General features: G+C 68.6%; 18 protein-coding genes and 1 pseudogene. 10 read left to right on the forward strand and 9 right to left on the reverse strand.

The window, feature by feature from the left end; genetic code table 11:
- Window positions 1-10: 10 nt before the first annotated feature.
- Window positions 11-2,404 carry a GH25 family lysozyme gene (locus tag JRI60_RS10990; protein ID WP_239470456.1) on the reverse strand — a complete coding sequence of 798 codons (2,394 nt, stop codon included), beginning with the start codon at window positions 2,402-2,404 and terminating at the stop codon, window positions 11-13.
- A 108-nt stretch (window positions 2,405-2,512) separates the two neighbouring features.
- The gene (locus JRI60_RS10995; protein ID WP_275439188.1) at window positions 2,513-3,064 is read right to left on the reverse strand and encodes a glutathione S-transferase domain-containing protein; all 552 of its coding nucleotides are present in this window, start codon (window positions 3,062-3,064) and stop codon (window positions 2,513-2,515) included.
- Between the two features lie 229 nt (window positions 3,065-3,293).
- Here JRI60_RS10995 and JRI60_RS11000 point away from each other — a divergent pair, with 229 nt between their 5' ends.
- Complete coding sequence (locus tag JRI60_RS11000; RefSeq protein WP_204225798.1) at window positions 3,294-3,878, forward strand: hypothetical protein; 585 nt, start codon at window positions 3,294-3,296, stop codon at window positions 3,876-3,878.
- Between the two features lie 338 nt (window positions 3,879-4,216).
- Entirely contained in the window at window positions 4,217-4,816 is a 600-nt protein-coding gene (locus JRI60_RS11005; RefSeq protein WP_204225799.1) for a hypothetical protein, read from the forward strand.
- Window positions 4,817-4,836: 20 nt separating this feature from the next.
- Here JRI60_RS11005 and JRI60_RS11010 read toward each other — a convergent pair.
- A pseudogene (locus JRI60_RS11010) lies at window positions 4,837-5,037 on the reverse strand (hypothetical protein); the annotation flags it as partial.
- Window positions 5,038-5,182: 145 nt separating this feature from the next.
- Between JRI60_RS11010 and JRI60_RS11015 the strand changes: the two are divergent.
- On the forward strand, window positions 5,183-6,040 hold the full coding sequence (locus JRI60_RS11015; RefSeq protein ID WP_239470457.1) for a peptidoglycan-binding domain-containing protein: 858 nt from the start codon (window positions 5,183-5,185) through the stop codon (window positions 6,038-6,040).
- A 68-nt stretch (window positions 6,041-6,108) separates the two neighbouring features.
- Here JRI60_RS11015 and JRI60_RS11020 read toward each other — a convergent pair whose 3' ends face one another.
- Complete coding sequence (locus JRI60_RS11020) at window positions 6,109-6,444, reverse strand: DUF4180 domain-containing protein (protein WP_204225802.1); 336 nt, start codon at window positions 6,442-6,444, stop codon at window positions 6,109-6,111.
- A gap of 87 nt (window positions 6,445-6,531) precedes the next feature.
- Window positions 6,532-8,655: a hypothetical protein gene (locus tag JRI60_RS11025; RefSeq protein WP_204225803.1), complete on the reverse strand. Its 2,124-nt coding sequence runs from the start codon at window positions 8,653-8,655 to the stop codon at window positions 6,532-6,534.
- Window positions 8,656-8,914: 259 nt separating this feature from the next.
- Between JRI60_RS11025 and JRI60_RS11030 the strand changes: the two genes are divergently transcribed.
- Both JRI60_RS11030 and JRI60_RS11035 read left to right on the forward strand, forming a co-directional pair.
- Complete coding sequence (locus tag JRI60_RS11030) at window positions 8,915-9,820, forward strand: transcriptional regulator (RefSeq protein ID WP_239470458.1); 906 nt, start codon at window positions 8,915-8,917, stop codon at window positions 9,818-9,820.
- Window positions 9,817-12,894 carry a serine/threonine-protein kinase gene (locus tag JRI60_RS11035; RefSeq protein ID WP_204225804.1) on the forward strand — a complete coding sequence of 1,026 codons (3,078 nt, stop codon included), beginning with the start codon at window positions 9,817-9,819 and terminating at the stop codon, window positions 12,892-12,894. The genes JRI60_RS11030 and JRI60_RS11035 overlap by 4 nt, the downstream gene beginning before the upstream one ends.
- Before the next feature lie 87 nt (window positions 12,895-12,981).
- On the opposite strand, the gene JRI60_RS11040 is transcribed toward JRI60_RS11035, so the two are convergent.
- Complete coding sequence (locus tag JRI60_RS11040) at window positions 12,982-13,683, reverse strand: hypothetical protein (protein ID WP_204225805.1); 702 nt, start codon at window positions 13,681-13,683, stop codon at window positions 12,982-12,984.
- 429 nt (window positions 13,684-14,112) lie between these two features.
- Here JRI60_RS11040 and rpsD point away from each other — a divergent pair, with 429 nt between their 5' ends.
- Together rpsD and JRI60_RS11050 are read left to right on the forward strand one after the other, a co-directional pair.
- Complete coding sequence (gene rpsD, locus JRI60_RS11045; RefSeq protein ID WP_204225806.1) at window positions 14,113-14,745, forward strand: 30S ribosomal protein S4; 633 nt, start codon at window positions 14,113-14,115, stop codon at window positions 14,743-14,745.
- A 366-nt stretch (window positions 14,746-15,111) separates the two neighbouring features.
- A complete protein-coding gene (locus tag JRI60_RS11050; RefSeq protein WP_204225807.1) occupies window positions 15,112-16,155 on the forward strand; it encodes an SDR family oxidoreductase in 1,044 nt (347 codons plus the stop codon).
- A gap of 2 nt (window positions 16,156-16,157) precedes the next feature.
- Here JRI60_RS11050 and JRI60_RS11055 read toward each other — a convergent pair whose 3' ends face one another.
- Window positions 16,158-17,048 carry a LysR family transcriptional regulator gene (locus tag JRI60_RS11055; protein ID WP_204225808.1) on the reverse strand — a complete coding sequence of 297 codons (891 nt, stop codon included), beginning with the start codon at window positions 17,046-17,048 and terminating at the stop codon, window positions 16,158-16,160.
- Window positions 17,049-17,124: 76 nt separating this feature from the next.
- On the opposite strand from JRI60_RS11055, the gene JRI60_RS11060 reads away from it, so the two are divergent.
- Together JRI60_RS11060 and JRI60_RS11065 are read left to right on the forward strand one after the other, a co-directional pair.
- Window positions 17,125-19,362 carry a S9 family peptidase gene (locus tag JRI60_RS11060; protein WP_204225809.1) on the forward strand — a complete coding sequence of 746 codons (2,238 nt, stop codon included), beginning with the start codon at window positions 17,125-17,127 and terminating at the stop codon, window positions 19,360-19,362.
- A gap of 187 nt (window positions 19,363-19,549) precedes the next feature.
- Window positions 19,550-20,473, forward strand: coding sequence for a GNAT family N-acetyltransferase (locus tag JRI60_RS11065; protein ID WP_204225810.1), 924 nt, complete (start codon window positions 19,550-19,552; stop codon window positions 20,471-20,473).
- Between the two features lie 159 nt (window positions 20,474-20,632).
- On the opposite strand, the gene JRI60_RS11070 is transcribed toward JRI60_RS11065, so the two are convergent.
- Window positions 20,633-21,415, reverse strand: coding sequence for a hypothetical protein (locus JRI60_RS11070; protein WP_204225811.1), 783 nt, complete (start codon window positions 21,413-21,415; stop codon window positions 20,633-20,635).
- Between the two features lie 341 nt (window positions 21,416-21,756).
- On the reverse strand, window positions 21,757-24,027 hold the full coding sequence (locus JRI60_RS11075; RefSeq protein WP_204225812.1) for an alpha,alpha-trehalose-phosphate synthase (UDP-forming): 2,271 nt from the start codon (window positions 24,025-24,027) through the stop codon (window positions 21,757-21,759).
- A gap of 120 nt (window positions 24,028-24,147) precedes the next feature.
- On the opposite strand from JRI60_RS11075, the gene JRI60_RS11080 reads away from it, so the two are divergent.
- Complete coding sequence (locus JRI60_RS11080; protein WP_204225813.1) at window positions 24,148-24,429, forward strand: hypothetical protein; 282 nt, start codon at window positions 24,148-24,150, stop codon at window positions 24,427-24,429.
- Window positions 24,430-24,438 lie beyond the last annotated feature (9 nt).

The following is a 24,438-nucleotide window of genomic DNA, read 5'->3' on the forward strand; positions in this document are numbered from 1 at the left end:
CTCACGGAGTTCAGTCCAGCAGGTTCGCCAGGCCCGCGTACGTATTGGGTCCGGGGATGCCGTCGATCGGGCCCGCGTAGCCGCCGCGGCTCGCCAGGGATTGAAGCACCTTGTAGGTGTTCGTTCCCGGTACCCCATCGATGGGCCCCGTGTACCCGGCGCCGCTCAAGAAGGTCTGGAGGCCCTTCCACGAGTTCACCCCCAGCACGCCATCGCTGGGACCCATGTACCCGCCCAGCCGCGCGACCCGCTGGAGCGCCGCGTACGAGTTGGTTCCCATGACGCCATCGATGGGGCCTGTGTATCCAAAGCCTCGCAGGACGGTCTGCACGCCCTTCCAGGAGTTGGTTCCCATGACTCCGTCGATGGGGCCCGTGTAGCCTCCCTTCGCGGCGAAGCGCTGGAGCGCCGCATACGAGTTGGTTCCCATGGCGCCATCCACGGGCCCCGAGTATCCGTAGCCGCCGAGCACCTGCTGGACTCCCTTCCACGTGTTCGTGCCTGGGACGCCGTCCACGGCGCCGGTGTACCCACCGGCTCGAGCGATCCGTTGCAGTGTCACCCCCTGCGCGTTGCTGACAGGAGGCACACCGCCGGATGACCCGTTCAGGTACGCCTGGATTCCGTTATACGTATTGGGCCCGGGGATGCCATCGATTGGACCCGTGTAGCCACCGTCCTGGGCAAGGAGTTGCAAACCCTTGTAGGTGTTGATGCCCGGAACGCCGTCGACGGGCCCGTCGTAGTACCCCAGCTCGCGAAGGACTCTCTGCACCCCCATCCAGGTATTGACACCGGGGACGCCGTCAATGGGACCGGTATAGCCGCCCCGTCGGGCCAGGTTCTGCAGAATGGTTCCCTGTTCGGTGGTGATGACGGGGTCGCCTCCGCCAGAGCCACCACCCGGTATGGCGGTCGGCGGGGGAGGCGTCGCGCCAGCCGGTGGCTGACTCAGTCCGGCGAACGCGGACACCTTGGCGACGTTCAAGTCGAGAGGAATTCCATTCTGGTTTCCGGACGAGGTGTACTGATGCATCTCCCACGTCGGAAAGGCAGACCCGATCGTCGGGTTGCCCGGAGTGCCCGTGTAGTGGGCGACCCACAGCTTCGAGCCAACGGCCTGGGTCTGGGGCCAGGTGTGGGAGGTGAGCAGGCTCGAATAGGTGTACAGGAACGGCGCCTTGCCCAGGCGAGCCTTGACCGCTTGCATGAAGGTCGCGGTCATGGAGTCGTTCCAGAAGATGCCGTTGTCGATCGCCTCGTTGTCGAGGACCAGGAGGTCACCTGGCCGGTGGTCATACAGGTGGTCCATGAAATACTGGGCATCACCCGCGGGGTTGTTCGAGCCGGCCACCCAATAATGCCCGACGATCAACCCGGCCGCGCGAGCCCGGGCGACCTGCTGGGCATAGTACGGCGCGACGTAGATGGGGGTGACGTTGGAGCCGCCTGCCTTGACGATCGCGAACTGATAGCCGGCACCGCGAATGGCGTTGAAGTCCAGATCACGCTGGGTCGTGCCGACATCGATTCCATAGACACCGAGCATCCCAGTCGGTGGAGGTGTTCCGGGGTTCTGGGCCAGCCAGTTGTTGAGACCCGCGTAGGTATACTGTCCCGGGAATCCATCCACGGGTCCCGTGTACCCGCCGAGCTGGGCGAGCCTCTGGACGCCCTTCCAGGTGTTCTCACCTGGGATGCCGTCAATGGGTCCGGAGTAGAAGCCCTTCTGGGAGATGACGGTCTGCACGCCCTTCCATGTATTGGTTCCAGGTACGCCGTCCACGGGGCCCGTGTATCCACCCCGCTGGGCGACGCGCTGGAGAATCTTTCCCTCCTCGACGCTGACCTGGATTCCTCCGGAACCCCCACCAGAGGAGGTTCCTCCGCCGGAGGAGGTGCCGAGCACGTTCCGGATGAGGGGGGCGGGATCGCTGACATTCTCGCCAAACACGCAGCGATCCGTGGTTCCCCGGGTGATGTGAAGATGCGGCCCGGTCCACGCCGACCCATGATCATCCCCGTAGCTCGCCGCATAGGCGATGATGTCACCCTGCTGAACGAAGTCTCCCACGGAGACCCGGGTCCGGATGACGTGGTCGTATCCGGAGAAATCGCCTGGCGCGGATTCCACGGCGATGGTGTGTCCCACGATGGAGGAGTACTGGACGCGGCGGACGGTGCCAGAGCGCAGCGCGGGAATGGGCTGGCCACCACTGGCGGCGATGTCGAGACCCCGGTGGCCCAGGGGGCCGTAATAGGGGCCAGTGACTCCGAAACGAGTCCCCCACCGTGCTTCCGCATAGAACGCTTGCACGTTCGACGGTACGGACAGGGTCATGCTTTGTTGCTGGAGCTCGGAGCCCTCCTGTCCCATCCCACCACAGCCTGTCAGGGCGGCCATGCTCAGCACCACCATCACGGTGGTCCATGTAAGACCCTGGAAGAACCCATTCGATGTGGACCTGCTGTTCATACGTCTCCTCTCATTTGAAACCAGAGCAAGCCCACTTCACGTGTCGAAGCGATAGGGTGTCTCTTGGATGGAAGCCCGCGTCGCGAACCGCTGACAGAAGTCGTTCAGCTCGGAATAGGAGGCAGTCGGCAGGACGTCCCGAAACTGCAGATGAGTCACGAGGCAGAAGAGCGTGACCTCCAGGTAGCTCAGGTCCCGTTGCGGCGGGAGCGCGGCGAGCGCGGACCTCGCGTTCTCCTCCAGCCACGACATCATGTTGACGAGCCCCTTTCGCATCTTCGCGTGGTGGGCATTGCTGTCGCTGGCGTCGGCCAGCTTGCCCATGATCAGCGACACTTCGGTCGCCATGGCCTGGAGAACGAGCTCCTGCGCATTGGCGAGCACCGGTTCGTCGAGATCCTCGGGCCATACCACGCGGGGTCTGGGACTCGACCGCCGCCACAGCTCGCGACAGACATTGAGGGCACCGAACCAGACACCTTGGGGCGTCTGCAAGGACGGTATCCTGAGCGCGGGGTTGCCGCCGTAGTCCTCCGGATTGGAGGACATGAGATCGCGCACCACCCGAAAGGAATAGTCGATGCGCATCTCCGCGGCGAATATCCGCGTGATGCGCGTGAAGTGTGAGCTCGAGCGGCCGATGATGACGGGTCTGGCGAGCTCTTCGATTGCAGCTGGCATACGTGTTCCTCCGAGCGCGGGGAGCTACGTATGTCGACTGTATGTTTTTTACTTACAGTGCACAAGGGGCCGTTGACAGCCTCGGGGCTCAGTTGCCGAGGAAGACTTCGCTGAATGCCGAGGAGGGGGGAACACCATGCGGACATTCATCCTGGCGCTCACGGCGGCGGGCACGCTCCTGGCGTGCAAGGGCGGTGGCACGGCGGGCGCGGCCAGCTCGACCAACTGCTCCACCTCCTCCGGGGGCGCGTCCGGGCTCACGTCTTTCGAGGAGGGCCTGGTGGGCCCGCTGCTCTCGGACGTGCGCGCGGGCGTGCAGCCCTGGAGCGACCAGAGCATCGGCATCTGCAAGGGCCAGGGCCGCGACTGCGAGGAGTTCCTCGGCACCAGCGCCGAGGAGCTGCCGCCGGGCGAGTACATGATGCGCGCCGAGCTCAAGGTGCCGCGCGTTGGCGAGAAGGGCACCTGGAAGGTGAAGTTCGAGGCGGAGTGCACCACGACGCGCAAGACCGAGCGCGGCGAGACGACCACCACGAACACCACCAGCAAGGAGTACGAGGTGCAGTACGCCGGTGCGGAGCGCGGCTCGCGGCTGTCGCCGCTCTACACCATCCGGAGCCCGGACCCGAGCGGCGAGAAGCACTGCAACTACAAGCTCACCTCGCTGCACCCGGACAGCCCCTCCGAGTGGAAGGGCAGCTGGTCGGTGCCGCAGGGCTGAATGTCGCACGTCAGCAGGGGTGGTCCCTGGGCCGGCATCCGCCTCGCGGGCCCCGCTCCGAGCGGCGGGTTCGATTCCCGCCGCCTCCACTCTTCAGGGCTCCAGGTTCTCCGGAACCTGGGGCCTTTTGTTTTTTCGGGGGGAGCACTGGTGCCAAGGCGCCGGTCGCGTCCTTTGACACCTTCTCAGCGTCCTTTGACACCTTCTCAGACACCTTGAGGCGCGGGCCGAGCTGGGACACTGCGCCCGCTCGCGTGTCGATTTTCCGCAACACCCATACCCGGGCTGTCTCCTCTTGCTGGGGGCTGGTTCCCCACGACTCGATGCAGGAGGACCCGATGAAGAAGAAGATGCTGCGTGCGCTGGCGTTGTCCCTGTCGCTGTCCCTGCTCGCCACGGCGTGTGGCGACTCCAACGCGAATGAGGATGGGGACAAGTTCCAGTGCCATGCCATGGCCTGGTGCACGAACATGGTGGGGGATGACACCGAGGTGACGGACGCGCCGGCGCTGACCGGAGGAACCATCAAGGATGGCATCTATCGCCTGGAGCAGGGCCGCGGCATCGGCTACGCGGAGGCGATGTACATCAAGGGCGACAACATCCTCTTCCTGGGGTCTGTCTGGCGCAACTACCAGGGGACCTGGAAGGTGACCAACGGAAAGCTGGAAGTGGTGGAGTTCGCGCTCTGTGACGAGTCCAGGAACAAGCAGCTGGACGATACTTGGACGTATACCGTCGCCTACGCCGTCCGTGGGGACGAGCTCTTCACCATGAGCGATGCGGACGACCCGAAGGTCCTCAAGCGCTGGAAGCGGGTGGACGACCTGTGCGATACGACCAACTCGTTCAAGTGCTGGGGCGGCGGCCTGTGCGCCTGTGAGTCCACGGTGAACAAGCCCCTGACGGGCAACGAGAACTGCACCCTCCCCTACTGACGGGTAGAAGTCCTCGCCCCTCAGTCGAGCAGCTGCATCAGGTCCGCGCGGGTGATGGCGGCGCCTCCCGACTCTCCGCTCAGCGCGGACTCGAAGAGCGCGCGCTTCTTGTCCTGGAGCGTGAGGAGCTTCTCCTCCACCGTTCCCCGCGACACCAGCCGGTAGACCATGACCGGCCGTTGCTGGCCGATGCGATGGGCGCGGTCGGCGGCCTGCGCTTCGCGGTGCCCCAGAAAAACCCGCGTCCTCCGCAACTTGCAGCCCCCTGGGGGCGATAACCTTCCCACGGTCACACTTCACAAGGTTTTCGAAATGCGAGTCTCCTCCGCCGCGCGCATCACCCTCTCCGCAGCCAGCTCACCTTCGATGCCCACCCTGAAGCTCGGTTCGTCCGGCGCTTCGGTGAAGACCCTTCAGCAGGCGCTGGCCAAGGCGGGCTTTTCGCCGGGCGCGGTCGACGGCCAGTTCGGTCCGAAGACGGCCGCGGCGGTGAAGGCGTTCCAGAGCGCGAAGGGCCTCGTCGCCGACGGCATCGTCGGGCCGAAGACGTGGGCCAGGCTGAATGGCGCGGCAGCTCCTTCGGCTCCGGGCGGTAGCGGCCCCACCCTCAAGCAGGGCCACAGTGGCGCTCCGGTGACCGCGCTTCAGAACCGGCTCAATCAGCTCGGCTTCAATGCCGGTGCGGCGGATGGTCAGTTCGGTCCGAAGACCACCGCGGCGGTGAAGGCGTTCCAGAGCGCGAAGGGCCTGGTCGCCGATGGCGTCGTCGGGCCGAAGACCTGGAACCAGCTCGGCATCACGGTGAGCGGCACGCCCACGACCCCCCCCAGCACCGGTGGCGTGCGCGGCAACTCCGCTCTCGCCAACAACGCCCGCTCGGTGGCGTTGGGCATGGGTGGCTACTCGAGCCAGGGCCTCTGCGCCACGGGCGTGAGCCGCGCCATTCAGCGCACCTACGGCATCAAGGTGTGGGGCAACGGCAACCAGATCGACGACAATCTGCCGAGGGACAAGTTCAAGCAGGTGAACCTGTCGCTTGCCGAAGCGCTGAAGATCCCCGGCCTCGTGCTCACCTGGGAGAAGACCTCCACGCGCCTTGGCAGCATCTACGGCCATACCGCCATCACCTCGGGCGACGGCCGCAGTTCCTACAGCGATTTCGTGGAGAGCAACACCCTGGGCGCGGGCGGCCGCAGCGGCTTCAAGGTCTTCATGCCGATCTAGGTTTTCGACCGCTCGGCGGGAGTTGGTGTGCTCTCCGGCGTCGAGCCATCCAGGACTGGATGAACGCGTCAAGCTCGGAGCCAGGCTTCGGCTTCCGCCCGGGAACGAACGAATCGCACCAGGGGGTGCACTTGATGTTCGTAGGCAAGCTCCTTGAATCGCTCGCCGTGGGCTTCCGGGTGGGGCACGACGAGCGCCACGCGTAGCCGGTAGTTCACGAACTTCTGAAGAAACTCGCCCGCCAGCCCACTGCGAAGGTTGAAGAACTCCGGGGCGAGGTCTTCCTCGGTGAAGAGGATTCCCTCCGCCCCGAAGCATGCGCCGATGGCGTCGGTCACGTCCCGGACGGCTCGGATGGAAATGCCTGCTTCGGAGGCAACGAGGACTCCGCGTTTTTCACTCATGGTTCATCGTACCCGAGCCGCCGTCGCCACCGAGGAACGGTGTGCGCACGGCGATGCACATTCGTGTGGCCTGCTGCTGGAGGCCCGCTACCTCACCGGAGAATACGGGTTGGCGCGCGCATCGTCCCGCGCGAGAAGCGCGAGGCCGGTCCACGCGCTGGACGCGGCGTGGGGCCAGTTGAAGTAGGACCAGCCGAGGCCCTCCCCCGTCTTCGCCTCGGCCCCGGGGGTCGCGACGAGCCCCGCGCCAACAGTCCCCGGCGCTTCGAGCTGCTGGCGGACCAGGCTGTCGAAGTAGGGCTCCGCGCCGTCGCGGAGGTCGCCGCCCATGAGATGAAGCGCCATCGCAGCCCCCGCCGTCACCTCGTTCTGCACGCCCTCGCCGGCGAGCGCGAACTTGAACCCCGCGAACCCCGCTGTGGTGGTCGAAAGCCGATCGAGCAGGAAGCGGAGGCTCGACGCGTTGCCCGCCGGGTTCAACCCCGCGAGGGCCGTCCACGTCTGCACATCGGCCGGCACGACACCCGCGTTGAGCACGTCGCCCACGCCGGTACCGGTCACGTAATAGCCCTCCGGCACGTGACAGGCCTTCACCAGTCGTTGGGCGCGCTGGGCGGCCGCGACCCAACGCTCCTCGCTGGTGAGACGGTACAGGTTGGTGAAGAGCGCGAAGGCGTCGACGTTGTGCTCGACGGACCGCCACGCGCGCTTCTGCCCCCACGCATCCTCGCCGCCGGTGTACCCCTGCCAGGCGTCCTTGGACGCGTGCTCCGTGTACACCCACCGCGCGATGCTGATGGCGTGGTGCAGGTAGCGGTACTGGCGCGTGGCCGCGTACATCCGGGTCAGCGCGATGCCGGCCCAGCACGCGTTGCCCACATCGCGGGTGGCGCCGTCGGCGGGGAAGATCGACGTGGCGTACCCCTCGGCGCGGTCGAGGAGCGCGGTGGCGTGCGTCGCCGCGACGATGCGGCCCCCGCCGATCGGATCGTGCTCCAGGGCGATGCACAGCCCGTCAGCGAGGTCGCCCGCGCGCCGGAGATCGCCGCGCGCCGCGAAGTAGATCGACGCGACGGCCGTGTCGTACGTGTCCGCGCGGTAGAACAAGTTGGATTGGGTGCCCACCCGCGGCTCGCCGGGCACGCGGTAGGTCTGGACGTAGCGCGGGCCCGACACCGAGAAGGTGTCCATCTGCTGGGCGAGGAACAGGTCGATGCGGTCGAGCGCCGTGGCGGAGGCGTCAGGCTCCACCACACGCCCCAGCGGCCAGGCGCGCACCACCGTCCGATCACGAGGCTTCCTCCCGCTCTCCCGCCCCTTCCAATCGACGAGCTTCAGGAGCTCCTGGGTGTGGTTGGTGAGGTGCTCGCCCCACCAGTCGTACACCTTCTGCTTCTGCTCATCCCCGTAGGCCACGACGCGCGCCGCGGCCTCCTGCTTCTTCTCGAAGTAGGCGGGCTCCATCCCGATGGCCTGCACCCAGCCCGTCTCGAGCCCGCCGAGGAACTCCGTCCGGTACTTGTTCGGGCTCATCCACCAGAGCGCCATGTCGTCATAGGCGGAGAAACTCACGATTTTCTTCTCGCCGGTCGCGCTCGGGCGCCGGTCGATCTCCTTCTCCATCACCTCGCCGACCCCGCCGGCAATCTGTCCCATCCGGTACCAGAGGAAGCGGTCGCGCAGCCGGCCCGCCAGCTCGGAGTAGCGGATGGCCGCCGTGTCGAGCGCGATCTGGTTCTCGTAGCGCTCCGGGTGCTGTTGCACCTGGTGGAGAAGCGCGGCGGTGTGCGCCACGGCGATGACCACCAGCGCATCCGTCAGCAGGTACAGGTACCGGTCGGGCACCGCCTCCACGCTCGCGGCCGAGATATCGGCCTGGACGAGCAGCACGGCAAGCCGGTACCGCCGCTCGTCCAGGTCCACGACGTTGGCGTAGTCGGCGAACGCGGCCCCGAGCCCCTGGAGGTCGGCCTTCACCCGCTCGAATGCCGCCGCCCCCACCGCGACCTCCACCCGCTTGTCCACGAGCGCGGTGATGCGCGACTCGAGGACCCGGAAGAGATCCTCGGCCGGCATGGGGAACAGCCAGTCCTTGAGGAGCCCCGGGAAGATCGCGCTGTCGAGGAGCCACCTGAGGAAGGGGTTGACCCCCGCGCTCGTCGCCACCGCGCCAAGGAGTCCCTTGACCACGTCCGCCGCCACGATCGCCACGGCCACCTCCAGAGGAGGCGGTACACGCTATGGGTCACGACCGTGTGCGGTCAACGAGCACGACGCGGGAGCGGTTCGAGGTACGTGCCTTGCTCCATGGCTACAGCAGATCCGCGCTGTGCGGCAGCGTCTCGAGGCCGCCCGGGCTCGGAGTGAAAGCCCTCCAGGGGGCACGTCGGGCCGAGGCGGACCGCGTATCCTTCGTGCTACGAGAGCCCTGGGGGGGCGTTGGCCGGTGCGCCCCTGGACTCGCGAGCCCATGCGCACGGACATCCCTCTCCCCGAGGAGCTTCTCGAGACGGTTCTCGGTTCGATGACGGCGGTCGCCGCCGAGCGGCTGCGGGCGGAGCCCGGGCTGCGTCAGGGACTCTCCCGGGCGTTCGAGGCGGCGGCCTCGCTGCGTGGCGTGGCGCCCGAACCGCGCGTGTTCGCGCGGCACCTGGGCGCGCGGCTCGCCGAAGCGGACGACCCCGCGCGTGCCCTGGAGCGCCTGCATGCGCGAGACCTGGCGCTCGCGCTCGCCTGCGCCCTGGAGACGCCCGGGGCCGCGGACCTGCTCGAGGAGGAGGTCCTGGGCAGGCTGCGCGTGCCGCTCTCCCGCCTCCATTCCTCGCCCGCGTTCGTGGACGAGGTGCTCCAGACGCTCCGGGCGAACCTGCTCATGCCCCGGGTGGGGGCGGCGCCACGGCTCGCGGGCTACGCGGGCGTGGGCTCGCTGTTCCACTGGGTGAACAGCGCCGCCGTGCGGCTCGCGCTGCGGATGCGCAAGGCTCATGGGCAGGAGGCCCAGGTGGACGCCGAGGTGCTCGCCGCGCACCCCGCGCAAGGGGGCCTGGAGCTGGGGTTGGTCCGCGAGGAGGCCCGCGCGCACGTGCGCGCCGCCTTCGTGCAGGCGGTGGCGTCGCTCGACGACGAGGACCGGGAGTTGCTGCGCCTGCACTTCGTGGAGCGGCTCTCCCTGGAGCGGATGGGGGCGCTGTTCGGCCTTCACAAGTCCACCCTGTCCCGGCGGCTGTCCGGCGTGCAGGCGCTGCTGGAGAAGCGCACGCGCCGGTGTCTGTCGGAGCGGCTGGCGCTCTCCTCGGAGGAGCTGGACAGCGTGATGCGCGCCATCCACGGCCGCCTCGACCTGAGCCTGTCCGGGCTCCTGGCGGCGAAGAAATGAGCTGTCCGGACGAGAACGACCTCGCTCGCTACGTGAACGGCCTGCTGTCGGTCGAGCGCGAGCATTCGGTGCGCACCCACATCTCCGGTTGCGCCGAGTGCCGGAGCGTGCTCGCCGCGCTGAGCGCGTCGGAGGAACCACCTCCCTCGATGGGCGCGGGTTTGCTCGCCACGGGCACGCGGGTGGGGCGCTACGTGGTGCTGGGCCTGTTGGGCGAGGGTGGCATGGGCCGCGTCCATGTCGCGTACGACCCCGACCTGGACCGCAAGGTGGCGCTGAAGCTGCTCAATCCGGAGCGCCTCCGCGGGGACTGGCTGGACCTGGCGCGACAGCGGCTGGAGCGCGAGGCCCGGACCATGGCGCAGCTGTCCCATCCCCATGTCGCCAGCCTCCATGACGTGGGCGAGTACGAAGGACAGCTCTTCCTGGTGATGGAGTTCCTCGAGGGCGGAACGCTGCGGCGTTGGCTGGCGGAGCGGCCTCGCTCGCGCCGGGAGGTCCTGGAGCGCTTCATCCAGGCGGCGGACGGGCTGGCCGCCTCGCACGCGCTGGGCATCGTCCACCGCGACTTCAAGCCGGACAACGTCCTGCTCACGAAGGACGGCGTCGTCCGCATCACCGACTTCGGCCTCGCCCACGCGACGGCATCGCCCGGCGCGGGAGCGGCGTCCGACACCTCGACGACGAGTGACTCGCTCACCGTCACCGGGGCCTTGCTGGGCACGCTGGCCTACGGCGCGCCCGAGCAACTGCGTGGCGAGCGCGGCGATGCCCGCTCCGACCAGTTCTCCTTCTGCGTCGCGCTCTACGAGGCGCTCAATGGCCAGCGCCCCTTCGAGGGGACGACCCGCGAGGCGCTGCTGGAGGGGATGGCGCGTCAGGCCGTGCGGCCGGAGCGGCCCGGTGTCCCGGCCTGGCTGCGGTCCGTGGTCCGCCGGGGGCTCTCCGAGGACCCGTCGAAGCGCTTCGCCTCCATGGGCGAGCTGCGCGCGCGGCTCGCCCATGACCCTGTCGCACGGTGGCGCAACCGGACCCTGGTGGCGCTGGCGGGCGTCCTGGTCGCCGCGGCGCTGGGCGTGCTCGCCCGGCGGGAACCGCGCGAGCTGTGTCAGGGGAGCGAGCGTCACTTCGCGGGAGTCTGGGACGGGGCGGCCCGCGAGGCCCTCCACCGCGCGTTCCTGGCCACGGGCTCGACGGACGCGGAGGCCTCCTTCGCGGCGGTGGCGGCGGCGCTGGAGCGCTGGAAGGCGGACTGGGTGCGCGAGCACCAGGAGGCCTGTGAGGCCACGCGTGTCTGGGGAGAGCAGTCGGACCAGGTGCTGGGCCTGCGCATGGCGTGCCTCGACGAGCGGCTGGGGGAGGTGACTCGCCTGGTGTCCGTGCTCCAGGGCGCGGATGCCCGCACGGTGGAGCGTGGCTTCGGCCTGGGTGGCTCCCTGGCGAGCCTGCGGCGCTGTTCCGACGTGAGGACGTTACAGGAGGCGGTGGCGCCGCCCGAGGACCCGGCGGTCCTGGCGGAGGTGGCGGCCATCCGGGTGGAGCTGGCGCGGGCGAACGCGGAGCTGCTCGCGGGGCATACCCCGGAGGCCCTGAAGGTGGCACTGGCCGCGCGGGAGCGCGCCGTGCGCACGCGCTACCGCCCCGTGGAGGCGGAGGCCCATGTGCTGTGCTCGATGATCCAGTCGGATGCGAACGCCTTCGATGCCGCCCGGGACTCCGCGGCCCAGGCGGCCCTCGCGGCGGAAGCCGGGCGACACCATGGCGTGCTGGCGCGGGCGCTCTACAGCCTGGCCTGGGTGACCGTGCATGGCCTGGGGCAGACGCGGGAGGCGTGGGCCCACCTCCAACGCGCCCAGGCCGTGGCGGAGCCGCTGCGCGACCCCGAGTTCGACGCGCTGCTGGACTATGTCCGCGCCGAGCTGCTCGAACAGGAGGGCCGCTTCGCCGAGGCGGAGCCCCTGCTGCGCCAGGCGCTCGACCGCGTCATCGCGAAGGGCGCGTCGCACGCCGCCACGCGCGCCGAGCTCGCCGGGCGCCTGGGGCTGCTGGCCCGTCAGCAAGGACGGCTCCTCGAGGCGAAGCGCTGGCAGGAGGAGGCGGTCCGACTCCATGAGGAGCTCCATGGCCCCGACCATCGGGACACCGCGCGGGCGCTGGCGAACCTGGGGGGCACGCTGGGCTACACGGGAGAGTTGTCGCGCGCGGAGGCCGTCATCCAGCGGGCGCTCGTCATCCTCCAGCGTGTCCTGGGAGAGGGGCACCTCGCGGTGGCACGCACTCTGTCCAACCTCGCCTTCGTGTACTTCGAGTGGGGACATGGCCCCCAGGCGCGCGAGGCCGCGGAACGGGGCTTCGCGCTGTCGCGTAAGAGCGTGGCCCCGGATGTCGCGGCGTCCATGTTGATGGTCCTGGAGTCGAACCGGCTGGGAGTGCTGGGGGAGTTGGGGGAGCGCGAAGCCGAGCTGGCGCATGCCCGACGCACCCTGGCCCACCGGGAGCGTACGTATGGAGCGGCCCACCCGGAGGTCGCCCTGGACCAGCACGAGGTGGGAAGGCTGCTGAGGTTGCTGGGGCGCGCGCGGGAGGCCCGTGCCTTCCATGCGCGCGGCGTCGCGCTCCAGGAGCCGCTGCTCGCCCGGGACGAGGTGGATGGAGAGGGGCTGCGTTGGCTCGCGGATGCCCTGCTGTTCCTGGGGCGTGTCGAGGAGGCGCGAACGCAAGCCGAGCGGGCGCTCGCGGCGTTGGAACGGGACAGGGGCCCCCTGGCGCCGGAGCGCATCAAGGCGCTGGTGCTCCTGGGCGACATCCACCTCGCGGGGAACGCTCCTGAACGGGCGGTGCCGTTCCTGCGGACGGCGCTGGAGGCGCTCGCGCGCGAGGGGGTCACGTCCGCTCGGGTTCCCCTGGCCCGGCGGCGGCTCGCCCGGGCGCTGCGGTTGTCCGGCGCCCCCGCGGAGGCCTGCCAGGAGGCTCGGCGGGCCTGGACGGAGTGGGGGCCCTGGCGCGCGGGTTACCCCGGGGAAGTCCTCGAGGCGCGGGCCGAGCTGGGGCCTTGCTCCGACGAACCCGAGTAGCACGCATGGGCGCGAAGGGCTGACCCTCCTGAGGACACACCGGGCTCGGGGCGCCGGGCCTGCCGACCTTCACCGGACGGATGAGCCCTACTTCGTCCTCCGTGAGGTCAGCCGAGCGGGAAATCGCTCCTCGACCCCTGGCAGGAACAGGGGCCGACCTTCGCGGGCGGCCTGGATTGCCAGCTGGAAATCGAGGTCGCCATAGCGGTCGAGCACCGCCGGGTCGAAGAAGTCTGCTCCGTCCCCAACCCCTTCGTTCTCGATGTCCGGATCCAGCGTCTCCCAGCCTCCGCGCGGCGCGTAGAGCAGCGAACGCACACCTCCGTCCGCATAGATGTAGGCATGCGCCCCGAGGAAGCTCGCCCTCGCGCGCAGCTCACCCGTGGCGCTGAGGACGGCATTGCGGTCCCCGTACTGGCCGAAGAGACAGTCGTCCACGAACACCGAGCCTTCAACGAAGACCCGCGCCCCATTGCCGAACGAGAGCGTTCGGGCCTGGAGGTCCCCTCTGACGATGACGAGCCCGGGGCGATAGTCGTCAGTCCACAGGTTGAGGTGGCCGGGTGACTTGAGGGGACCGTCGACCAGGACGACGTACGGGCCGTCGCCCGTGTCGATGTCTCCTGAACCGTCAACGCCCCCGTCGATGATGCGGACCGTGCAGGAAGGCGGACCGTTGGGGCGCTCGAACTCATGGAGTTCCGCCTCCCACCGGTGAAGGTGGAGGCGGGAGTGGAGCTCCGCGAACGTCGTCGCCCGGCCCAGGTCTTCGAGTCTGTCGGTGGTCATGAAGGGCATCATGCCTCCGGGATGGCTGAGCCTCGAGCCCGAGAGGGTGTCAAAGAACTTGAGCCGCACGACCCGGCACGACGCGCTTCACCTCGTGCAAGGCGCGGTAATAGCGATCCTTGCCACGCGATTCAGACATGCCATGTCCCCGCCCGAGGGAAGGGGGACGCTCGCGGTAGGGACGGCCCTTCGCCTCGAGACATTGGCCTTCCCGATGCGGCCTGTCGTTCGTGGACATGGGGCCTTCCACTTCGGTTGACCGCGTCGGCCTCCTGGAGGGGTCGATTTCGCGGCTCGATACCCTGCGGGCGTACCGGCACGATTCCGCCCCCGCCGTCCCTTGACGCGCCCGGAAGGTTCGTGTAGTTGAAATTGATAGTGATAATCAATTTCAACTTGGCGACGACCGCCGGGTGGAAGGAGCGAGACGTGGCGCGGAATACGGGACCTCGGGGCAGGGTGTGCCGCCGGTTGGGGATTGCGCTGTCGAACATCACGGCGAAGGACCCGGACAAGGATCCCGCGTTGCGCCGGCCCTATCCGCCCGGGCAGCACGGCGCCTCGGCGCGCCCCTCGGTGAGCGACTACGGGCAGCGGCTGCGCGAGAAGCAGAAGCTCAAGCTGTACTACGGGCTGATGGAGGCGCAGTGCCGCAAGGCCTTCCTCGAGGCGCGCCGCTCGCCGGGCAACACGGGCAGGGTGCTCTTGCAGCTGCTCGAGCGGCGGCTGGACGTGGTGGTGCTGCGCGCGGGGCTGGCCACGAGCATCCGCCAGGCGCGCCAGTTCGTGCGCCATGGCTACCTGCTGGTGGACGGGCGGCGCACCAACATCGCCAGCTACCGGGTGAAGGTGGGCTCCGAAGTGCGCTTCTCGCTCGCGCACCGGGAGCTGCCCATCGTGAAGGAGAGCTTCGAGCGGATGAAGGCCCGGCAGGTGCCGGGCTATCTCCAGGTGCTCGACGGGGGCCAGGGCGTGCGCTGCGTGCGCGAGCCCGAGCGCGAGGAGATTCCCGTCACGCTCAACGAGCCCTTCATCGTGGAGTTCTACGCCCAGCGCGTCTGAGCCCGCCGCTTCCACGACAACGTCACGCCTTTCAGGCCCGTCGTCGGCGGCACAGCCGCTCCAGTCCCTGCTTGTCGTTGGCGTGAGCTGGGCGCGGCGATGGTCTCCGCCGCCCGTGGAGCGCCCTCTTGGTAACTGGGCGTGGCTGAGCCATTACTTGCGTCATGCGTGGAGCGCGCTCTTCCTGGTTGCCGCTGCCGCCTCGTACCGGCGGGTACGCGCTTTGCCGTTTCATACCCAGGAGGGCCGCGCGGCCTGGCGCGACCAGCGCGTCAGCCGCGCCACGCGCCGCGAGCGGCGTAACAACGCCGGTATCACCCAGGGAATGATTGGCGACCGGTCCACTTCGTCCTGCATAGTACGAGGATGAGCACAGTCCTGGTGACAGGTGGATCGGGTTTCATCGGCAGCCATTGCATCCTGCGGCTCCTGGCGGCGGGCCATCAGGTGCGCACCACGGTGCGCAGCCTCGAGCGCGAGGGCGACGTGCGCGCCATGTTGAAGGAAGGCGGTGCCGAGCCGGGCGATCGCTTGTCATTCGTCGCCGCTGACCTCGAGAACGACGCGGGTTGGCCGCAAGCCGTCGCCGGCTGCGAGTTCGTGCTGCACGTGGCGTCGCCCTTTCCTCAGAACATTCCCAAGAACGAGGAGGAACTGATCGTGCCCGCACGCGAAGGCGCGCTGCGCGTCCTGCGTGCCTCACGCGCCGCGGGTGTCAAGCGCGTGGTGCTGACCTCTTCGTTCGCGGCGATCGGCTATGGCCAGAATCCGCGAGGAACGCCGTTCAACGAGTCGAACTGGACGGATCTCCAGGGCGATGACGTCATCCCCTACGTCAAATCGAAGACCCTGGCCGAACGCGCGGCCTGGGATTTCATCGCCAACGAAGGCGGCGGCTTGGAGCTCTCCGTCATCAATCCGGTGGGCGTGTTCGGCCCGGTCCTGGGGCCTGACTACTCGACCTCGATCCTCATGGTGCAGCGCCTGATGGACGGCGCCATGCCCGGGTGCCCGCGGCTCTATTTCGGCATCGTCGATGTACGAGATGTCGCCGACTTGCACATCCGCGCCATGGCCCATCCCTCGGCCAAGGGCGAACGCTTCCTCGCCGTCGCGGGCGATTTCATGCCAATCATCGGCATCGCCAAGGTGTTGAAGGACCGCATGGGCGCATGGGCCAGACGCGTGCCGACCCTACAACTGCCCAACTGGCTGGTGCACCTCGCCGCGCTGAGAGACCCCGCGGTGCGTCAGATCCTGCCCGAGCTCGGCAAGACGAAAAACGCCACCAACGAAAAGGCCAAGCGGATGCTGGGTTGGGCACCGCGCTCGAACGAGGAGTCCCTCGTCGCCACCGCCGAGAGTCTGGTGCGGCTCGGGCTTCTGAAGGACAGCCCGAAAAAAGGGTAGGCTCACTCGACGCGTGCGACCGTCTCGTGGGCAATCCTACGGAAGTGCGCCGCGGCGGGCGACGGTTCCGGACCTGAAAAGGCAATCGCCAGCTCCGCCCATCCCGAGGCGCCGCGCAACTCCCTGAAGGCCACTCCCTTCAGCCGAAGCGCTCGCGCCGACATGGGAGCGATGGTGATACCGAGGCCCGCTTCGACCATGCTGAGGACGGAGGGCCAGGAACCGGCCTCCAAGAGGATCTGGGGCGAGAACCCCGCCGCCACACACATGCTCGTGATCGTGTCGTGCAGACCGGGTGCCGAGTGCCGGGGGAACAGAATGAAGGCCTCGCTCGCCAGCGACGACAGGGCGAAGACCTTCTCGCGAGCTCTGCGATGCGACGCCGGGAGCGCCAGGATGAAGCGCTCTCGGAGCAGCCGTTCGACGGTCACCCCTTCATACCTGAAAGGCGCCCGGAGGATCGCCAGGTCCACGTCTCCGGCCAGGAGCGCCGCACCGATCTCCTGCCGCTCTCGGTCGTCGATATGAAGTGTCACCTCCGGAAACCGTGACCGGAACCGGAGTACGATGCCAGGCAGGAGCCCAAAGGCCGACGACGCACCGAAGCTGATCCTCAGTGTTCCGCTCTCCCCGCGGGCCGCTCGCTGAACGGCGGTGATCACGTCCTTGCGTTTCGCCAGAAGCTCCCGGGCGTCCTCCAGGAGCCGACTCCCCGCCGGGGTCAGGGCCACGCGCCGGCTGGTCCGGGTGAGCAGCTCAACTCCAAGCTCGGTCTCGAGCCTGCGGATCTGCTGGCTGAAGGGGGGCTGAGCCATCCCCACCCGAGCGGCGGCCCGGCCGAAGTGCAGCTCTTCCGCCACTGCGACGAAGAGTTGGAGCTGGCGAAATTCCATATCCAGACGATATCCGTCTTGATCGAACTCGAAAGATATATTGGTAACGCATGATCCAGCCTCCTACCCTCGGCTCATGCGACGCTCGCTCTTCCTCCTCCTCGGTATCCTGAGCACGCTCCTCGCAGGCGCCCCCGCCTGGGCAGAGGAGGCCGGCGCGCCAGCTCCCTCGGCCCAGCCCGATGCGCAGCTGCAGGCGCGGCTGGAGCTCTCGGCCCGGTACAACCGGCTCGTCGAGCTCATTCGCGACAGCCTCGTACCGCCGCAATGGCTCCGCGAGGGGGAGCGGCTGATCTTCTGGTCGGCAGTGGGGACGGACAGCGGAACCTGGGTGCTGGCCAACGCGCGGACGGGAGCGATGAAGCCACTGCTCCCCAGCGCTGAGCTGCGGACCCAGCTCTCTCAGCGGGTAGGCAAGACCGTTCAACTGCCGCAGACGATGGACTTCGCCATCGCACCGGATCAGCAGGGGATCGTCTTCCGATTCGAGGGACAGCCCTTCGGCCTGAGCCTGTCCGATGGACGCATCACGGCGCTCTCCCCGACTGACAGGGCGGTCCTGGCGCTCTCGCGGAGCAACCTCTTCTCCCCCGATGGCCGAGCCGTCGTCGTGCAGCATGAAGGCGGCTTCGCGGTACTGGGCAGCGACGGACGCACGCGGGTCGAGCGCAGCGGCGAGGAAAACTACGCCTGGCAGATTCCCGACAAGGCCTGGTCTCCTGACAGCCGCTTCCTGATGGCCATTCGCAACGACCTGCGCGGCGTCCACAAGGTCCCGGTGGTCGACTACACGAGCGCGCTCGAGCGCGTGACCCTGGTCCCCTACGTCAAGAGCGGGACACCCCTGGCGCGCTCGGAGCTCTACGTGGTCGAGCCGGCGACCGGCCGCGTGACACGCGTCCCAACGACCGAAGGTGAGACCTACGACTGGTTCGCGGGCTGGCGTCCCGATGGTCGCGAGGCGCTGCTCCTTCACCTCTCCCGTGAGGGCAAGCGGCTGGACCTCTCGGCCGTGGAGCCGAGCTCCGGCAAGCTCCGGCGGGTGCTGCGCGAGGAGCGACCCGAGAGCTTCGTGGCGGGGCTGGACTTCGCCGTGGAAGGCTGGGCCCGACAAGTCACTCCGCTGCCGGACAACAGTGGCTTTCTCTGGATGTCCGAGCGTGACGGATGGCGCCACGTCTATCTGTACGACCATGCCGGCAGGCTCGTGCGTCAGATCACCCGAGGCCCCTTCCCGGTCCATCAGGTGGTTGGCGTCGCTCCCAAGGGTGATGCGGTCTTCCTGCTCGCCTCCGCCGACAGCGCCGCGCCCTACGAACACCTCTTCTACCGGGGAAGCCTGAAGGGAGGCGCGCTGAAGCGGCTGTCGTCAGGCTCTGGCATGCACAGGATTACCCTCTCCCCGTCGGGCGGGTATTACGTCGACGCCTGGTCTTCTCGGGTGCAGCCGAGGCTGCGGGATGTGGCGTCCACGGACGGCGCGACACGCTTTCGCCTCACGACGGCGGATGCGAGTGCCCTCACGGAGCTGGGCTACAAGCCACCGGAGGCGCTCACCGTCCTGGCCGACGATGGCGTCACGCCTCTACACGGGGTGCTCTACAAGCCGCGCGACTTCGACCCCGCCAGACGCCATCCGGTCATCGCCTATATCTATGCGGGCCCCTTCACCACGGCCGTGCCCTGGAACTTCATCGGCAATGCCATGTCGCTCAATGCCAATGCCATGGCACAGATGGGCTTCGTCGTCATGATGATCGATCCGCGTGGCACGCCGGGTCGGAGCAAGGCCTTTCAGGACGTGAACTACGGCCGGATCGGCCAGACCGAGATTCCCGACTATGTCGCGGGTCTGAGACAGACCGCCGCCACCCGTCCCTGGATGGACATGGAGCGTGTCGGGATCGTCGGCCACTCGTGGGGCGGCTACTTCGCCCTGCGCGGCATGCTGACGGCGCCGGAGATCTTCAAGGCGGGCTACGCGGGAGCCCCAGGCGCGCTCGAAGAGGAGGCGATCATCAACGAGCCCTACCTCGGCCTCCCGAGCGACAACCCCGCCGGCTATCAGGCCGGGTCCAACCTCGCCCTGGCTGGAAACCTCAAAGGAGCCCTCAAGATGATGCACGGCTCCAGCGACGTGAACGCGACGCTCTCCACGACCATGCGCATGGCCGACGCCCTGATCCGCGCGGGCAAGCACTTCGAGCTGCTCATCATGCCGGGACAGCCGCACAGCCCCGAGCCCCCCGCGGCTCGCTACTATCTCGACGACATCAACCTGTTCTTCGTCCGGACCCTGGGCGGTCCGCGGTGAGCGACTGCTCCGCCGGAGCCCGAGAGGGTGTCAAAGAACTTGAGCCGCACGACCCGGCACGACACGCGGTGGGAAGGAGAAGAGAGGAAAGCGCGCCGAGAAATGCTTGGGAGCGGAGTGCAACGACGCCAAAGGACCGGAGCAGAAGCTCGCTTCCGCTGGATTCAGTCTTGTTAGGATCGGGAGAATGACTGCTTCCGCCCTGACGTCTCGTGGTTACGCCGGTGAGGCGGACCTGATTCGCATGCAGGCCCTCGTGCGCGATGCGTGGAGCCAATACGGCCCGCATGTCGAGTGCACCGTGGGGGACCTCGACTGGAGGATGTACCGGCGGGCGACGGTTGACCCGGGTGAGAACATCCGCCTCTGGGAGGCCGGCGGAACCCTGCTGGGCTTCGCGTGGTTCTTGCTCAATGGCGACCTCGACCTCCTCGTGCATCCACGCGAGCACTGCGCCACCGTGGTCGCTGACATGGTGCAATGGGGCGAGGCACGGCTGCATGCGATCGGCGGCTCGGAGCAGCCCGGTCGTCAGCTCCACGCCTGGGCGCTCGCGAGCAACAAGCCGCTCTCCCGTGCGCTCCGTGCCACCGGGCTGCGCCCCATCTCCACGTCCTACCTGCACCTGTTCCGCACACTCGATGCGCCGCTCGACGCGCCGTCGCTGCCCGCGGGGTACCACGTACGAGCCGTTACCGGACTCGCCGAGGCCGCGAAGCGTGCCGCCGTGCACCGGGCCTCATTCGGCTCGGAGCGGGTGACCACCGAGGTCTATGCACACCTGATGCGCAGCGCGCGCCACTACCGCCCCGAGCTGGATGTGGTCGTGACCGCGCCCGATGGTGATTTCGCGGCGATGGCCCTGGGCTGGCTCGATCCGGACAACCTGGTGGGCGAGCTCGAACCCGTTGGCACGGCGCCCGCTCATCGCCGCCAAGGGCTCGCGCGCGCCGCCTCGCAGGAGGCCCTGCGGCGCCTGCAGGCGGCCGGGGCGCGCTCGGTGGTCATCTACGCGCTACCGGACAACGCCGGCTCGGTCGAGCTGTACGTCTCGCTCGGCCTGCGCGAGCTCGACCGCAACGTGGGTTTCGTCCGGCCGGCAGGCTCGTGACCCCTTCGTCCACGCCCCCCCTCGCACGCTCCACGCCTACCAGCTCAACAGCCACTGCATGCGTCGAGCTCAAGTTCGTCGAGCCGCCCGCCCCCAAGAAACGCATCCTGGGGCAGTCCGATACGCGGCCTTGAGGAGGCTGGCGAGCGCCCACTCCACTCACTGCCCGAGCGACTGAGGCGGTGGCTTCGCGCTGTAGGCGGGTAGGTAGCACTCCCCCTGGTACTCGTGGAGGGAATCCGGGCACGGGGCCTTCAGCTTGTGAGGTATCCAGCACGCGCCGACGAGCTCCACCTCGGTGTAGCGGGTGCAGGGAGGGCGCTTCTGCCCTTTGTAGGGCTCTTTCGGCAGAGGCCGGGCGAGCACGGTTTGTCCTTGGGGTGTCGTGGTGTCCACGAGCCCCCTGTCGATGGAGGGAGACGGCACTTCGGCTGCCGCGGGCGCCTCGTGGCTCATGGGCACTGGCGGGGTGCTCGGGGGTTGGGACACCGAGGCCAGACGCACCAGCGCGAAGAGCAGGGCGCACACCATGGCGGCGCTCACCATGCCCAATTTTGGGCTCCATCGGAGGCGGGGCTCGTGGGTGTCGGCGACGGCGCGAGCCATGCGCCGCACTTCCTCGAGCACACCCTCCAACGTGAACAGCAGCGACTCCGCCGACTGCCTGTCCTGGGCCCTGGCCCAGGCGGTGTGCTCCACTTCCATGGCCGAGTAGCCCCGTGAGGCCCAGGAGCCGAGGAGCACCCGCCAGTCTTTCCGCGGTGCCGCTCTCTCCTCGGCGGAGTGCTTGCGCACCAGGGCCGTGGCCCCGCTCGTCTCGTGCGTGGCCAGGTAGAGCTCCACCTGACTGTCATGAGATTGCTGCACCTGCTCCTGGAGCAGGTACGGCCCCAACCGCTCTGTTTCCTCCCGATTCGCTTCGGACTTCTTCTCTTCGTCCATGCGTGCTCCTCACAGGCCTCTCCGCATGCTGCTGGTGGCCAGGTGCTCTTGTTCGCATGGACCGAGCCCGACTTCCAGGAGGTACCCGGTGTGTCAGGTGGGGGCCTACTCACACCCTTGGGGCACACGCCTGCCTGGTGATGATGGGCGCTCGCCTACTTCGCGAGGCCTTCGAGCTTCGCGACGAGTTCCGGCGAGAACGTGCCCCGCGCGAGGCGCTGGCGCATCTGCTTGAACACGCCTCCGCGCCCGCGGTGCGGATCGCCGGCACCTTGAAGGACAGCGGTGCTCGGTGGGACATCCGGGCTTGCGGAGCTCCACGCTCGTGCTCCGCGACGAGTTCACCCCACGCGCTGGCCTCCGGGGAGGAGGTTCAGTCCCCGCCCGGGCAGCCGGACGTTGAGCCTGTCCCGCTGGCGCAGCCGGGCCGCGTCCACCAGCATCCGCCCCGCCCAGCGGTACACGTTGAACTCCGCCACGAAGGCGCGTAGCGAGCGCATCCGGGCGGCCTGCTCCTCCCGGGGCATCTCCACCGCGGCGAGGATGGCGGCGCTCGCTTCCTCCAGGTCATACGGGTTGACGATGAGCGCCTCGGTGAGCTCGCGCGCCGCCCCGGTGAAGTGGCTGAGCACGAGCACGCCCTGCTCGTCCTCGCGCGCGGCGATGAACTCCTTGGCCACCAGGTTCATTCCGTCGTGCAGCGAGGACACGTAGCAGAAGTCCGCCGCGCGGTAGTAGCGGAACACCGAGAGCGGCTCGTGGTGGGCGCGCAGCAGGATGATGGGGCGGTAGTTGCCAGTGCCGAAGCGCTGGTTGATGCGCTCGGCGAGCACCTCCACGCTGGCGTTGAGCTGCCGGTAGCGCTCGATGACCGTGCGGCTGGGCGCGGCGAGCTGCACGAAGGTGAGCCGGCCGCGCAGGTGCGGGGCGCGCTCCAGCGTGCGTTCCACCGCCTGCAGCCGCTCTTCGATGCCCTTGGTGTAGTCCAGCCGGTCCACGCCCACGCCGAGCAGGGTGTCGGGAGGCAGTCCGAGCTCGGCCAGCACCGAGGCGCGGCACTCGCGCGTGGGAGGCGTCGCCTGGGCCCATTGGCTCGGCCACTCGATGGAGATGGGGTAGGGGCGCACGAGGCTCTGCCGCTTGCGGTGCACCACGGCGTTCTGCTCCCGATCCAGCCGCGCCTCCATGAAGCGGTCCACCGCGTCCAGGAAGTTGTTGCAGTGCGCCTGGGTGTGGAAGCCCAGGATGCTCGCGCCGAGCATTCCCTCCAGCAGCTCCACGCGCCACGGGCAGATGCCGAAGCGCTCCGAGTTGGGCCAGGGGATGTGCCAGAAGGTGATGATGGTGGCCCGGGGCAGCCGCTCGCGAATCATCCGGGGCGCGAGCGCGAAGTGGTAGTCCTGCACGAGGATGACGGGGTCCTCCCCCTCCACCTCCTCGCAGACGGCGTCGGCGAAGCGGCGGTTGACCTCACGGTAGTGCCGCCAGTCCTCGGCGCGGAAGAGGGGGCGCGTGTCGGCGATGTGGCACAGCGGCCAGAGGCCCTCGTTGGCGAAGCCGTAGTAATAGCCCTGCTCCTCCTCCTTCGACAGCCACACGCGCCGCAGGGTGTAGGACTGCTCGCCCGGAGGCACCCGGATGCGTCCGTGCGCATCGGCCGTCTCGCGGTCCGCGCTGCCGCTGCCGTGCGCCACCCACACGCCGGAGCACGCACGCATCACCGGCTCGAGCGCGGTGACGAGGCCGCTGGCCGGATGGGACACCTGGATGCCGCCATCCGCGGCGCGCTGGTGGATGTAGGGCTCGCGGTTGGCCACGATGATGACGCGCTCGCCACTGAGGTGGCGCGACAGCGTGCTCTTGAGCCGGTTGGCCGTCCAGGTGCCGCCCTCGCCCTCCTGCTCCCTCTCCTGGTGCAGCCGCTCCACCAGCTCGCGCACGTCCCGGAGGATGGGCTGGAACTCCCGCGCGGAGTCCTCCGGACCCACCCCCTGCAGCAGCCGTCGGAGCTGCTCGCTCCATCCGCGCCAGGACATGCGCGCGGCGATGAGCGTCACCACCGGCGCCGCGATGGCCAGGATGGCGAAGGCCACGAGCAGGAAGGACTGCGTCGTCCCCTCGCGCCGCTGCACCCAGCTCAGGTCGTGCACCAGGATGACGAAGCCCCGGACGCGCGAGCCCTCCAGCAGCGGTACCACGTTGGCCTGCACCTCGCCGCCCTCGAGCCGGGTGCGCACGGAGAAGGATGTCCCGGAGTCCTTGGAGGCCGCACGCTCCGGCTCCGCCTGGGTGCTCCGGCGGCCACAGCCGAGCGCTTCCGGGTACTCGGGCGTGCTGGCCAGGCGGTGCGGGCTCGCGTCACAGACGGCGGCGGCCATGATGCGCTCGTCCCGCGTCAGCTCTCCCAGCAGCCGCGCGAGGCCCTCCCCATCCCCCAGCGCGATGCGCTCGAGCAGTGAGTCGCGGGCGCCACTCACCGCCAGCTCCGCCCTCAGTTGGATGTCCTTCTCGAACCAGGCCCGGGTGGTGCTGGTCACCGCGAAGAGGGCCACGCCCGTCAACAAGGCGAGACCCACCACCAGTGCGATGACGAATCGTGCGGAGCGTGACATAGGAAAGTCCTTTGAGCAAAAACCATGCATTTAACACTCTTCGGGTTTCCGAAACACCCTCTGGAGAACCGAGGGCCGCTCCAGTGCACACTCCGCCGGGCGGTCAAAGGAGGAGCGGTGATGAGTGCCAGAGAGAACAGTGCGTCCGTGGCGGTGCCCGCGCAGCACCCCACCGTCCATGAGGCGCTGTTGGAGCGGTACCTGTACGTGCTCCAAGCCGATCCCCACATCCTCGCGGCCGCGGCCCGGCCTGGGGGAGAGCACACGGTGCAATGGGCGGCCGATGAGCTGCGGCACACGGCGGCCACGCTGCGCGGCGCCGCGCTGGAGGACGCCGAGTACGAGCTGCAGCGCGTGCTTCAGGAAGCCCGCGAGCGGCTGGGCCTGGTGCGGGGGCGCTGACGCCCACCG

Source organism: Archangium violaceum, from assembly GCF_016887565.1.
Taxonomy (GTDB): Bacteria; Myxococcota; Myxococcia; order Myxococcales; family Myxococcaceae; genus Archangium; species Archangium violaceum_B.